The 13,589-nt window shown below is 30.1% G+C and carries 14 protein-coding genes; 6 read left to right on the top strand and 8 right to left on the bottom strand.

From position 1 onward, the window contains the following. The first annotated feature begins 57 nt into the window (after positions 1-57). The 4 genes from RDK80_RS02160 (at position 58) to RDK80_RS02145 (ending at position 3,354) form a co-directional block, all read left to right on the top strand. Entirely contained in the window at positions 58-375 is a 318-nt protein-coding gene (locus RDK80_RS02160) for a PadR family transcriptional regulator (RefSeq protein WP_094900448.1), read from the top strand. Then, complete coding sequence (locus RDK80_RS02155; RefSeq protein WP_094900447.1) at positions 372-941, top strand: DUF1700 domain-containing protein; 570 nt, start codon at positions 372-374, stop codon at positions 939-941. Before RDK80_RS02160 ends, RDK80_RS02155 begins: the two co-directional genes overlap by 4 nt. A gap of 12 nt (positions 942-953) precedes the next feature. Further along, positions 954-2,030: a DUF4097 family beta strand repeat-containing protein gene (locus RDK80_RS02150; RefSeq protein ID WP_308523356.1), complete on the top strand. Its 1,077-nt coding sequence runs from the start codon at positions 954-956 to the stop codon at positions 2,028-2,030. A 94-nt stretch (positions 2,031-2,124) separates the two neighbouring features. Beyond that, a complete protein-coding gene (locus RDK80_RS02145) occupies positions 2,125-3,354 on the top strand; it encodes a S41 family peptidase (protein ID WP_308523355.1) in 1,230 nt (409 codons plus the stop codon). Positions 3,355-3,408: 54 nt separating this feature from the next. Here the strand turns inward: RDK80_RS02145 and RDK80_RS02140 are convergent, their stop codons facing one another. The 5 genes from RDK80_RS02140 to RDK80_RS02120 all read right to left on the bottom strand — a co-directional run bounded on the left by RDK80_RS02140 (position 3,409) and on the right by RDK80_RS02120 (position 8,955). Next, entirely contained in the window at positions 3,409-4,110 is a 702-nt protein-coding gene (locus RDK80_RS02140) for a fructose-bisphosphatase class III (RefSeq protein ID WP_308523354.1), read from the bottom strand. A gap of 133 nt (positions 4,111-4,243) precedes the next feature. Beyond that, positions 4,244-5,383 carry a DUF4932 domain-containing protein gene (locus RDK80_RS02135; protein WP_094900443.1) on the bottom strand — a complete coding sequence of 380 codons (1,140 nt, stop codon included), beginning with the start codon at positions 5,381-5,383 and terminating at the stop codon, positions 4,244-4,246. 196 nt (positions 5,384-5,579) lie between these two features. Beyond that, positions 5,580-7,208, bottom strand: a complete 1,629-nt coding sequence (gene abc-f / locus RDK80_RS02130) for a ribosomal protection-like ABC-F family protein (protein ID WP_308523353.1) — start codon at positions 7,206-7,208, stop codon at positions 5,580-5,582. 340 nt (positions 7,209-7,548) lie between these two features. Next, positions 7,549-8,373, bottom strand: a complete 825-nt coding sequence (nudC, locus tag RDK80_RS02125) for an NAD(+) diphosphatase (RefSeq protein WP_308523352.1) — start codon at positions 8,371-8,373, stop codon at positions 7,549-7,551. Between the two features lie 12 nt (positions 8,374-8,385). Then, positions 8,386-8,955 (bottom strand): thymidine kinase, encoded by a 570-nt coding sequence (locus tag RDK80_RS02120; RefSeq protein ID WP_094900440.1) that lies wholly within the window; start codon positions 8,953-8,955, stop codon positions 8,386-8,388. 143 nt (positions 8,956-9,098) lie between these two features. Here RDK80_RS02120 and RDK80_RS02115 point away from each other — a divergent pair, with 143 nt between their 5' ends. Both RDK80_RS02115 and RDK80_RS02110 read left to right on the top strand, forming a co-directional pair. Continuing rightward, positions 9,099-9,878 carry an ABC transporter ATP-binding protein gene (locus RDK80_RS02115; protein WP_216559323.1) on the top strand — a complete coding sequence of 260 codons (780 nt, stop codon included), beginning with the start codon at positions 9,099-9,101 and terminating at the stop codon, positions 9,876-9,878. Next, entirely contained in the window at positions 9,871-10,671 is an 801-nt protein-coding gene (locus RDK80_RS02110; protein ID WP_216559325.1) for an ABC transporter permease, read from the top strand. The genes RDK80_RS02115 and RDK80_RS02110 overlap by 8 nt, the downstream gene beginning before the upstream one ends. A 108-nt stretch (positions 10,672-10,779) precedes the next feature. On the opposite strand, the gene RDK80_RS02105 is transcribed toward RDK80_RS02110, so the two are convergent. From RDK80_RS02105 to RDK80_RS02095, 3 genes are all read right to left on the bottom strand, one after another. Next, the gene (locus RDK80_RS02105; protein WP_094904141.1) at positions 10,780-11,640 is read right to left on the bottom strand and encodes a YARHG domain-containing protein; all 861 of its coding nucleotides are present in this window, start codon (positions 11,638-11,640) and stop codon (positions 10,780-10,782) included. 402 nt (positions 11,641-12,042) lie between these two features. Next, complete coding sequence (locus tag RDK80_RS02100) at positions 12,043-12,804, bottom strand: epoxyqueuosine reductase (protein ID WP_094904140.1); 762 nt, start codon at positions 12,802-12,804, stop codon at positions 12,043-12,045. A 23-nt stretch (positions 12,805-12,827) separates the two neighbouring features. Continuing rightward, a complete protein-coding gene (locus tag RDK80_RS02095; RefSeq protein ID WP_201260060.1) occupies positions 12,828-13,433 on the bottom strand; it encodes a peptidylprolyl isomerase in 606 nt (201 codons plus the stop codon). Positions 13,434-13,589: the final 156 nt, after the last annotated feature.

Genomic DNA, 13,589 nt, shown 5'->3' with positions numbered 1-13,589 from the left:
TTAAAAGGTAGCATATGATATACTATAGTCAATATATAATAATAGGGAGAGAAGCTTATGAATATTCAATTTAAAAAAGGTGTCTTAGAGCTTTGTGTTCTTTCCTTGCTAGATAGAAAAGACTTTTATGGTTATGAGTTGGTTGAACATATCTCACAATATATAAATATTTCTGAGGGAACTATCTATCCCTTACTTAGAAAGTTTAGAGCCGAAGGATATGTAACTACTTATCTAGAGGAATCTCAAGAGGGTCCTCCGAGAAAATACTATAAATTGACTGATAGAGGCGAGGAAGTTTATGAGGAATTAGAAATAGAATGGCAGAGTTTTATTGATGGAGTAAATAGCATATTAAGGGGTGAGTTATCATGAGTAAAAAAGAATATTTAGATAGATTAAGAATATCTTTACAAGGTTTACCTACAGATGAGTTAGAAGATATTCTATCAGACTATAATGAACATTTTGATATAGGTATTTCCAAAGGCAAATCAGAAGAAGAAATATCTAATGAATTAGGAGATCCTAGAGAAGTAGCTAGTAATTATAGAACAATGTATAGACCCAACTATAATAGAAATAGTTATAATACAGATTCCTCCAATGATACTACAAGAAAACTGTTGGTCACATTATTGTTAATAGGATTTAACCTAGTGGTAGTAATTGCTCCTTTTATGTCTCTAGTAGCCTTATTAATTGGATTATATGGCGTTTCTGTTAGTTGTGTAATCGGTGGAATTGTAATTTTATTTGGATTTCCAATTACTATTTTTACTCCAATACCATCACCTCACATACTTACTTCTATATCATTCGGTATAGGGTTACTTGCATTAGGCGCATTGGGAATAATACTGTCAGTATATCTAACAAAAGGATTTTATAAACTTGTAATGAAATATATTAAATGGAATGTAGAAACAATTAATAAATAGGAGGTTTGAAAAATGAATATGAGAAAATTTGTTCCGATTTTAGTAGCTGTTGCTTTAATTGCTCTTGGAGTAGGTTTTTTGTCCCTAAGATATAATGATAATTATAGCTTTGTAAGTTCCAAGTCTGGCAATTTATTAAATATTAGATCTAGGGATGGGATAGTAAAGATAGGTACAGATGGAATCGAAATTAGGGATGGAAATGAACATGTATCTATAGGATGGAATGGAATAAAGGTAGATGATGGCGGAGATGAAGTCAGAATTGGATGGGACGGGATAAAATTTAATGAAAATGGTAAATCCAGAGTTAATATTGACAACAATTGGAATTGGGGTTGGTTTGGAATGAATTCTAAAGATGTAAAATGGGAAACAATTGATGAAGAGAAATTAGCTGAAATAGACGGAATAAATAATATAGTTGTCTCTTCTCCCTTTATAGATGTTAAAGTTACTTCAGAGGATAGAGACGATGTTCGTGTTCGTTATTATGGCAGAATGAGGACTAATGTAGTACCTAGTTTAAAAGTTGAAAAAATATCTAATAAGCTAAATATTAAACTTGAATCAAACGTCAATAGTTATTCAGTTGTAGAATCTGATGTTGTTCTAGAAGTATTTGTACCTAAATCATTCAAAGATGATTTTAATACTTCTACTTCTTCTGGAGATATCTATATGAAGAATTTAATTGGAAAAGATATAAATATCTCCTCTAGTTCTGGTGATTTGGAATTAGAAAATTTAGAAGGAAAATCATTAAAATTATCTACTTCTTCCGGTGATATCGAATTAGATAAATTTATAGGTGAAATCAGTGTAACTTCCAGTTCTGGAGATATTTCTTTAGGTAATGAGAAAGTAAGTGGAAATATGAAAATCTCTACTAGTTCTGGCGATGTTTCCATCAACCTTAGTGATGATGCCAGTTATAATATAAAAGGATCAGCTTCTTCTGGCGATTTCAGTTCATCTGTAGATATGAATATAGAAGAAAATGAAAAAGGCAGATTTAGAGCTACAATAGGTTCAGGGGAAAAATCTATTGATATTAGTACTTCATCTGGAGATGTTGAATTCAGATAAAGATAGAAATACAAGAAAATTCATATAAAGGGGACTCATCTGCATATGAGCTTCCCCTGAATAAAATATATAGATTCAAAAGGGAGAGATAATTTTGAAGTTTATTAGCAAAAGGTTTTTAGTATATTCTTTGTTAATTACACTAATATTTAGTAGCCTAATTGGATGTGCAAAAGAAGCAAATACTACAGATACTTCTACACCATTATCTATGGAAGATAGATTAGAAGATTTTGAATATCTGTATAAAATCATTTCAGAGAATTATCCTTTTTTAAAGGTTAATGAAAGAGTTAATGGTATTAATTGGCTAGAACAAAAAGAAAAGTATATAAAATTAGTTGAAAACTCCAATAATGATACAATCTTTATGAATAATATATCTGCTATAGTAAAAGATTTAAACAATGGTCATACCCATGTGATAGATAAAGAAAGCTTTAAATGGTATTATACTGTATACACAAATCCTAAATATAAAAAATCTAACAAACCTTGGTCTAAAGTCTTTAAAGACAAAACTGTTCTAAAATGGTATGGATTTAACGAAGATGAATTTGAAAATATAAAAAGCCAAGGATTTTTTGGCTCTAATGCCCCTGCTTTTCATTCAGACATTATTATACCTGATGAGGCAGCTTATTTGAAGATTAGTCAAATGAACGGTGAAAGAGTTGAAGAAGACGGAAAAGAAATAAGAAAGTTTTATGAAGAAGTCAAAGATTATAATAAGTTAATAATAGACATTAGAGGTAATAGTGGTGGCGATGATCTATATTGGATGAAAAATGTTATAGAACCTTTAACCAAGGAAAAAATATCTGTAGGTAATTATATCTTCACAAGGGGTAACTATGGAAAACCTTTCTATAAAGCAAGAGGGATGAAACAATCTCCAATATCAAAATTAGATAAAAATATCTTAGAAAATTTCCCTCAAGAAATAAAGATGGATTTTGATTATTATCACATATCCAACAGAACTATACAACCAAAAAACCCTATAGATTTTGATGGAAAAATATATTTATTGGTAGATAAAGGTGTATATTCTTCTTCAGAAAGTTTTGCTGCTTTCTGTAAGGATAGTGGTCTTGCAACTCTAGTAGGTACAACTACTGGTGGAGATGGGATTGGAATTGATCCATTGTTCTTCTCTTTACCTAATAGTGGTATAGTAATAAGGTTTAGTAGTCTATTAGCTTTAAATGGAGACGGAACTATAAATGAGGAAGTACAAACTCCTCCTGATATAGAGGTAGATTCTGCTATCGGATATAGTTATGAGAATGATAAAACGATACAGTTTGTTATAAATGATTAAAACAAGAGTGCTTAAACAGCACTCTTGTTTTTTCAATATAAATAGAGTATGCTACTATTCAATATAAAATACCTCATGATCATCTAACCTCAGGCAGGCCATTCTACCACCTTCATAGCAATTGCCCGTATCGATACCTATTTTATCATTATAAACATTATCAATCCAAATTTCATAAGGTAACTTCGACTCTCTTTCAAATAACTTATCTATATATATTCTAGGAGAATGCCCAAATACTGTTATTAGATTATCTAAGGCTTTATTCTTTATAAAGTCATCTCTTACCCAAACAAGTCTATCTTTTTGTTCACTCAAAGCATCTTTTAAAGGCTTGTCTATCATATGTTCAAATAATCTTGAAGGTTCAAATCCAGCATGAATAAGTAAATATTTGTTATCTATTATCTTAAAATATGGTAACCCTTCTATATAAGATAATATATTTTCTTGTTCCTCCAAAGTTCTTTTGGAAAAGCCTTCTATAGTAGGCTCACATCCATTTCTCCCCCATCTTTCTATTTGTTTCTCATCTTTATACTTTAATGCATAGAGCATCATCTCATCATGGTTTCCCATAATTACTTCTATCTGTGGATGATTCATGACAAATTCGATAGTTTCAATAGGCTTTTCCCCTCTATCTACTAAATCTCCAATTATATAGAGTATATCATTTTCTCGAAGCTCTATAGTTTCAATAAGTTTCTTTAACCTATCTAATCTGCCGTGTATATCACTAGTTACATATTTCATATCCTATTACATCTCCTTGGTGTTTTAGATTCGCTCTTAGTTAATATTAATATTATAACATAAAGAGGTGAAATTAAAACTAAATACACAACTTATTCCGTATAAAAAACTCACTTTCGTAGGTTTTAAATTTTTAGTTTTTATCCATAAATTCATCTAATGATTTTAGAAGCTCTGGATAAAAATCTTCTATTGTAGAATATTTATCTCTATTATTTTCATATTCTTCTAGTTTATTAAATAGGGCTTCAACATAAATAAAACCAGTTTCTTTTTCCATTTCAAGAGCTCTAATTCCATCAAGATTATCTTCATGATAGGCAAATCTTGACGTTAGTGCACGAATTATATGTTCATTTAGACAAGTGCTCCAATTAGTATATGCCATACTTCTCATTTTGCCTTTTATCGGTATGAATAATTCTTCGTAAGAATAAGCCAAATTATGATTTTTGTCTGTTATAGGATTGATAAATGAATGGCTAAATTCATGTTGCTGTAATCCAGTAAAGAAACTCCAACCACCAAACATTGGTAGGTCCATCATATCAATCCCGATACAACCTAAAACACTATATATTTCTGTATCATCTTCTTTAGTGTCAATGTTAGGTCCAAATGCTCCATTTCCATACAGAGACACTAATACAACATTATAACTTTTCTGCTTCATTCCATAGTATTCTTCTAAATCTTCGATAATATTAGAATCAGAAGGAATTAATTCAAGAGTGCTATTAATTATTCTATTATAATAATTACTATTATCATTGAAGAAATCAATAAAATTGGTATCTATACAAAACTCTTTAAGAGATTCAAATAATTCATTTATATTATTTTTTCCATCAGCCCTCTCAATTATATATTCTGTCAATTCAACATCTTCTCTAACATTAAAGTTTTTATCCATAAAAAGCATCAGTCCTGGAGGTACATCATAGCTAAAATCTGGCATCATTCCTTCTAAAGTCTTTATTGCCTTATGTTCTTTAAACTCACCAAAATAATCCATTACTTTATCTTTGTAATCAAATTTCTCTTTAGTAATTAGCGTTGGAAATTTTTCTGGATAATTACTTAAAATTTGAACAATAGACAAAAGCTCTATTCTTGGATCAACAGAAACATTAATAGAATTTTTCGATTCAGTTATTGTTTCCATTAAGCTTATATCTCTAGCTATACAAGTTTTTGCTTGATTACATCCAGTTGCAATAATGACAATTAAGATAAACAATAAAATTAATGAAACAACAAAATTTCTATTCACCAATATCCCCCCTGTATTTTTATATTATTAAATATTGTTGACTATATTATATACTATCCTACCTAATACAAGGTCCTAATTAATAATAAATAGGTAAAAACCGGAAATATTTTATTCCGTCTTTACCTATTTATAAACTACTCTACTAGTTCTATACTAATGCTAATAGATTGTCTATATTTTTCTCTGTCTCCTTTTATTTAATTTCGTTTAATTCCTTCAATATTTTTTGATACTCTAAATCAAGCTTCTCCTTCTCTTCATCATTTTTGGAAATAGAAAGAAGTCCTATTACCTCACTTAGTTTATTTTCTAATATTGCCCTCCTATAGAGCAAATCTTTGTCATTAGAATCATTAACTAAAGCTTTATTATTATATTCATTGAAAGTTCCTTGAAATGTATTGATTTTATTATTCTCAATTACCATTATTGTATCTGCTACTTTTTCAATTAATCTCCTATCATGTGATACAAATAATAATGTACCATCATAATTTATTAAAGCTTCTTCTACCGCTTCAATTGAATATATATCCAAATAATTAGTTGGCTCATCTAATATTAATATATTAAAATTATTCAATAGTATTTTTGCCAAAGATACTTTTACTTTTTCTCCACCACTTAACACACTAACCTTTTTGTATACATCGTCCCTCTTAAATAGAAATCTTGCTAAAATATCTCTTGCCTCTTGCTCTAGACAACTTAATTCAAGAAGATTTTCTATTATACTTTTATTTTCATCTAGAATATTTAAATTTTGACTAAAATAGCCTATATTGGCTTTCTTAGAGATATTAATATTAGGTGCATTCTCTAGTATCATTTTCAATAATGTAGTCTTTCCAGTACCATTATCACCAATTAATCCTACCTTGGATTTATTATATATTTGAAAATCTGAGTTCTTGAATAATATTCTCTTTCCAAAAGCCTTGGTAATATCCTTACCTTCAATTACTATTTTTGAAAAAATCTCTTTACCTCTAATATCTAGATTTATTTTTTCTAGTTCTTTCACTTTATCTTTTACTTCTAATTTTTCTATTCTTTTAGCTATTGCTTTAACTTTATTATCTTGTTTTTTCCTATTTACCTGCCCCCCCATCTTATGGAGTCTTGCTTCTGAGTTTCCCATTCTTTTAGGTGTCGTTCTAATTTTCTCCAAATTCTGTTTTGTATCAATTAGAGCCTTCTGCAATCTCTCCTTTTCTCTAATATATTTCTCATACTCTAGTTCTTGAGTCTTTTTCTCTAGTTCTTTTTGAGCTTTATAGTCAGAATAATTGCCCTCATATATTTTAATTTTTCCATCCTCGATTTCTATTATCTTATTGCATACTTTATCTAGTAAATCTCTATCATGAGAAGTGATAATCATACTTCCATCAAATTTAGATAATTTTTCTATTAATAAATTTATTCCTTCAAAATCAAGATTGGAAGTTGGCTCATCTGCAAGAAGAAATTTTCTATCATCAGTCAAGAACTTAGCAATTTTTAATCTAGTCAATTCTCCACCACTCATAAATTGCTCATTTTTATCTTTTAGCCCAAATTTACTCATATACTCCTTATCTACTTCTTTATTAGGGCTGTCTTCTAGCTGTTTAATATAGAATGGTTCCATGGTGGTCCTAATTGTTCCTTCCTCAGGATTGATTTCTTTTGAAATTAAGTTTAGTAATGTGGTTTTTCCAGATCCGTTTAGCCCAACTAAACCTATTTTATCACCTGAATATACTTTTAAATCTTTAATATCTAATATAAGCCTATATCCATAATATTTTTTTAAATTATTAATATCTAAAATCAACATAAAAAAATCCCTCCTAAAATCTGAAGGGACTAAATATCTTTTATTATTACAAAAAGGAATAAACCAACCAAATAGCATGGTTAATTTAAATAAATAATAAACGATTAATAATCCACTTCAGAACATCTTTACACCAAAAACAAACCTATCAAATAGGTATTATTTTTCTAAGCTCAAATTGTTCCTTTAAATTAAGTGAATTATATTCTCATTATTGCAATTTCCATCCTTTTATATTATTTTAATTAATTAAATGATACCATAGCTTATCTAGTTTTTCAATAAGAAATCAACAAAATCATCAAAAGGACAGAAGAAATGTACTCTGTCTACTTCTAGCTTACCTATTCAAAAACCACTCTATTAACTCTGTGCTAATGCTAATAGATTTCCTATATTTTCCTGGCATTTCCTCTTTTGAAAACCATTTTGCATCAACTATTTCATCATTATCTACCTTTATCTCACCTTCAAGATATTCTGCTGTAAATCCTATCATCATTGAATTTGGAAATGGCCAAGGTTGTGAACCAAAGTATTTTATATTATGCACTTTTATTCCCGTTTCTTCGAATACTTCTCTCTTTACACAATCCTCGAATGTCTCTCCCATCTCAACAAACCCTGCTAATATGCTATACATTCCCTCTGGAAACATTTTATTATGTGCTAATAGTAGTTTATCTTCTTTGGTAATTGCTACGATTATTGCAGGTGCCGTTTTAGGCCATACCATATGATCACAGTTTGTGCAGATCATAGCTCTATCATTTCCACTAACTTTCATAATCATCTTAGAACCACAAATTCCACATCTTTGATTAGTCCTCACATAATCTAGTAAAAGTAGTGCTTTGGCTGATATTAAAAAATCGTCGTGACTTATATTTTTCGAGTATGCCCTCAAATCTATAAACTTATAATTATCTGCTGTAAGTTCTTCTATTTCGCCACAGTAACAATTTATTCCATTATAAGCACCTAAACACTGTAGATAGTTTATATGTGGTTTAAATCTCTCTAAGCCTTCTCTATTAGGTATAGTATACTCTCCATCCTTAACTTCTACCATAAGTCTGTCTTCATTAAATAAATACATATAATCCTTATTATATTCATCATATAGTGGCTGTTTTGAAGGTTCAAATTTTATATATCTTTCCATATCTTCTCTCACCTAATCATTTTGTTCTTCTAGGAAGCATTTTCTGCAAAGAGGCTCATATTCATCTGTTGCTCCTATAACTATTCTTTCTTGTGCTTTAGTCTTTCTATGACTCACCCAAGCATCTGTTCCACATTTAGCACATACTGCATGATGTTTATATAGATAATCTGCCATAGGCATTAATTCCTTTACTATTTCAAATGCCTGTCCGCTAAAATCCATATCCAGACCTGCTAATACAACTGTTACATCCTTTTCTAGAAACTTAGTGATAGCTTTCACTATATCTTCTATTTTACCACCTAAAAATTGTACCTCATCTATAGCTATAACATCTGGATTGTGAATCCTGCAGTATTCATATATTTCAGATATATTGTTTACCATTACTGCATTTAATGTTGTATTATCATGAGTTCTTATTTCAGATTTAGGATATCTAGTGTCTACTGCCGGCTTGAAAGCTACAGTTTTATATCCTGCTATATTGAATCTTTTTATGTCCTTTTCTAGACTAGAAGTTTTGCCAGAAAACATAGATCCTGTATGTATAATTAATTTTCCTTTGTACTGATGCAAAATAATTCCCCCTTAAGATTATTACTGCAATATTATATCATCTTTTCTTACTTTCTACAAAATTAATATTTTTTTGTAATCTCACATATTCCTTTCCTTGAGAATACAATAAAGTACTATATATTACTTTTGGGAGGGATACTATGGATGAGAAAATTATAGTAGAAATTAAAAATATTGGAATGACTTACCACAGCCTAGAGGGAGAAACTGTAGCTATTAAAAATATAGATTTAAATATATTAGAGGGAGAAATCGTTGGAATAGTTGGACCAAGTGGATGTGGAAAATCTACCTTACTTTCAATAATAGCTGGGCTTATCCAGCCAAGTACTGGAAGTGTCCTGATAAATGGCAAGAAAGTAACTAAATCTAATAGAAATATCGGTTATATGTTTCAAAAAGATCAACTCTTAGAGTGGAGAACTATTATGCAAAATGTAATACTTGGACTGGAGATTCAAGGTAAATTAACTCCTGAAGATTACAAAGCAGCAAAGGAAATGCTAGAAAATTATGGATTAGGTGATTTTATCAATAGTTATCCAAGCCAATTATCAGGAGGCATGAGACAAAGAGTTGCTCTTATTAGAACTCTTTTACTAGAGCCTGATTTACTTCTTCTGGATGAACCTTTTTCTGCTTTAGATTATCAGACAAGACTTGCCATAGCAGATGAAATTGGAATTATATTAAAAAGAGAGAAAAAAACTGGTCTATTGATAACTCATGATATAGCTGAAGCCATTAGTTTGTCAGATAGGGTAGTTATTCTTTCAAAGAGACCTGCACATATTAAGGAAATAATTGATATAAATCTAACTTGTCCTGATGGATGTAGAACACCGCTGAAGTGTAGAGAAGCTCCAGAGTTTAGACACTATTTCAATAAAATATGGAAGGAGCTGGATGTTCATGTCTAATAAAAATATTTCTGAAGAGCACGAGAATTACCTAATTAGTGTAAAAAGGAAAAATAGAAATATATTATTAACTCAAATAAGTATTTTAGTCTTAATTCTTTGTTTATGGGAAATAGCTGCACACTTTAAATGGATAGATACCTTTCTAACCAGTTACCCATCGCAAATATGGAGACTATTTTTAAATTATACTAAGCAAGGAAATCTATTTTATCATGTGGGAATTTCAGTGTTTGAAACTATAGTAGGCTTTTTGGGAGGCACATTATTAGGCATGGTTGTTGCCGTTGGGCTTTGGTGGTCAGATTTTTGGGCAAAAGTATTAGATCCATATCTAGTTATGCTAAATAGTCTTCCTAAAACTGCCTTGGCACCTATTATAATTATTTGGGTTGGAGCAGGTTATTCTGGTATTATTGTCACAGCTATTACCGTATCAATAGTAGTCACTATTATGAATATGTTTGCAAGCTTTATAGCTGTCGATGAAGATCAAATTAGATTGTTAAATACCTTTGGTGCCACTAAGCTGCAAATTTTACAAAAAGTAGTATTACCTTCTTCTATACCTGCTCTAATAAGCACATTAAAAATAAATATTGGTTTATCTTGGGTAGGAGTAATTGTAGGAGAGTTTTTAGTATCGAAAGCAGGCATAGGATATTTAATTGTATATGGTGGGCAAGTCTTTAAGCTGGATATTGTAATGATGAGTGTATTCATATTAGCTATTATATCCGCTGTAATGTATAAGTTAGTTGCTATATTAGAAGATAAGTTTAAAAGATGGTAGAATAAAAACAACTATAAAAAACGTGTATCCCTAGTCCTATTGGCTGAGATGACCACCGTTTTTTATAGTTGTTTTTTCACAATTATTCTTATATCAAAACAATATATATTAATATTGCACAATATTATTTAGGTTCTCTTGCTCATACTCTGAAAAATCATTTGTATCAAAAAATTTTTGTGACTTCATTGGCACATACCAACTATATTTTTTGAATAACTGATTAAGTACTTCTAATTCAAATACATATCCATGCCTTGCATAAATCTCATTTCGAAAAATAGAACGCTGTATCTCTGTTAATTCTTCTATTTCCTCCATAGAATATACTCTTTCATCCGTATCAAAAATAAAATTATCATAGTCTACATCAAATTTCCCCATTTTTTCTCTATAATCATTAATTGCACTCGTATACAAAACAAGCTCCTCTTCGTCATATTTTCTTATTTCATTCATAGGCACTAAATCTGAATCCTGAATCGACCAATTACTTTCTTCTTTATGTTCAAATAATATTTCAACTCTTACCTCTTCAGTTGCCATTCTTATTTGCATGATTCCTCTATTTCCAAATCCATCATCAGAAAAGCTCTCAGAAATGTAATAATCATTGATTTCCGCAGCAATATCAACTTCAGCAATTCTTAGGGATTGTTCCTGAACAGATATATAAGAGCCCTTGAGAAAATTATTATTTATTTCATATACTTCTAAATAACTACCTCCATTATGTAAAATTTCTTCTTTCTGTTTACCTTCCTCACTCCATGTCCCCTTAAAACTTTCATATACTTTCTGATTCACAATTTGATTCTTATTATCATTTTCTTGCGTTATATAGGTACTTTTATAAACCTCAGACTCTTCCATTTGAGAAATACTTTCTGATTCCTTTTCACATGCTGTCAATAATGTTATACATATTGAAGTTAATAATAAACCTCTTATAATTTTATAGTTTCTCATATATCTCCCCCATATATATGCTTTATATGAAAATCCACATCTTTATTATTCATGTCAATTATTTTTTAGCAAAAAGCTATCTTATAAGAAAATAAGTTGAGAACATTCTCTAAACATAAGCTCTTTAATATATACCCAAAATTATCTCATTACTTGATATTTTATTGATACTCTGATAGAGGTTACGGTTTAAAATCTTTGTTCTAACCCTTGTAATAAAACCTTATTAATATTTACTTCCTATTTTAATTTGTTGCGTACTATTGATGATATCTTATTAACATATTCTTCTGGAGTTTTTCTATTTGTAAATTTGAACTGGCAAAACGATCTATATTACAACAAAACCTATGGAATTTCACCCATAGGCTTTGTTTTTAGTTCATATAACTCTGTCAACAACTACTTAACTGGATTTCTAAAAGAACAAGGCAATTTAACCAAACATTTGCCACAAACATCTGCCAATCCCATATCTTTATAGGTTTCTCCATTTGTTAAACACATCTCATAACATAAATGTCTATTGAATTCATCTAGTTTCAATGCATTATTTACACATCTGTCTACACATTTCTTGCAGCTGCCATTATGCTTATATAGGCAATTTTCCTTATCTTGTCTCGTAGTCGGCTGTATTTTTATATTTGTAACCACAGTGCCTATTCTACCGCAACAACCTTTTTCAGTAATCAACATATTATTTAATCCAAACTTTCCAAGTCCAGCTATATATGCTACATGCCTATGGGACCAATCACTCATTAGTTTTTCTGTATCAAAATTATGTGTTGCAGGTACAACTTCAAGGCTATATCCTGACTCTTGTAGTTTCTCTTTTAGATGTTTATTTATTTCCGCAATAATTTTATTTGTTTCTATGTAGGCAGTTGCCCATTCCTTAGAGCTGTGCCTATTTTCGATATTGCTATTTGGTATATATTCTTCAAAGGGAAGAAAATAAGCAATTACTGTTTCTGCATCATCAAGCAAATCATGAGGTAATAAATGAGTTTCGCTTACTGCTTCTTTTAATTTACTAAACATAATATCATCTGCATCAGCATAAGCAATTAATGGTTCTTTCCACTTTGTAGATATATCCTCATTGTTTTGATAGCTGAAAACAAATTCTTTTATAATATTTCCAACCTTTTCTTTCATGCTATCCTCCCCCTTATTGCTGATTATTTATATTCTAATATTTCCACCTTCTCCATAACAACTGGCTCAACTGGTTTATCGTTTGCATCAACATCTACAGAAGCTATTTTATCTACAATATCCATTCCTTCAAATACTTGACCAAATACTGTATGTGCACCATCTAGCCAATAGGTACCTCCTAGTTCAGCATAAGCATTTATTACTGCATCTGGATATCCTCTTTGTTCACCTGCTTCTTTCATTTGCTTGATTATGTTTTCCTCAGTTTCTGTTTTTTGTACTATGAAAAATTGACTCCCATTAGTATTAGGCCCAGCATTAGCCATGGATAATGCTCCTCTAAAGTTTCTATAATTTACATTAAACTCATCTTCAAAAGGTTTACCCCAGATACTTTGACCACCCCTACCAGTACCATCTGGATCTCCCCCTTGAATCATAAATTCATTCATTACTCTATGGAAAGTAACACCATTATAATATCCATCTCTAGCATGAGTCTTAAAATTTTCCACTGCTTTTGGTGCTATTTCTGGAAAAAGTCTTATTTTTATTTCTCCATAATTTGTAGTAATAACTGCAATTTCTTCTCCTTCTTGTGGTTGCTCTAGCTGCTCTAATGTCATATCATTTCCTCCTTCATTTTTTTCTATTTCTTCTTTTTCTACTATCTTTTCTTTTTTGCATCCTCCTGTAAATAAAATCAAGGATGTAGCTAGTAATAATATTAAAATTTTAATAGTTTTTTTATACATTTTTGCAACTCCTAGTTCCTTAATACT

Origin of the sequence: uncultured Tissierella sp., assembly GCF_902479755.1 — a bacterium.
GTDB lineage: Bacteria > Bacillota > Clostridia > Tissierellales > Tissierellaceae > Tissierella > Tissierella carlieri.
The sequence above is the reverse complement of the archived record's forward strand: the minus strand, read 5'-3'. Positions and strand labels throughout refer to the sequence as shown.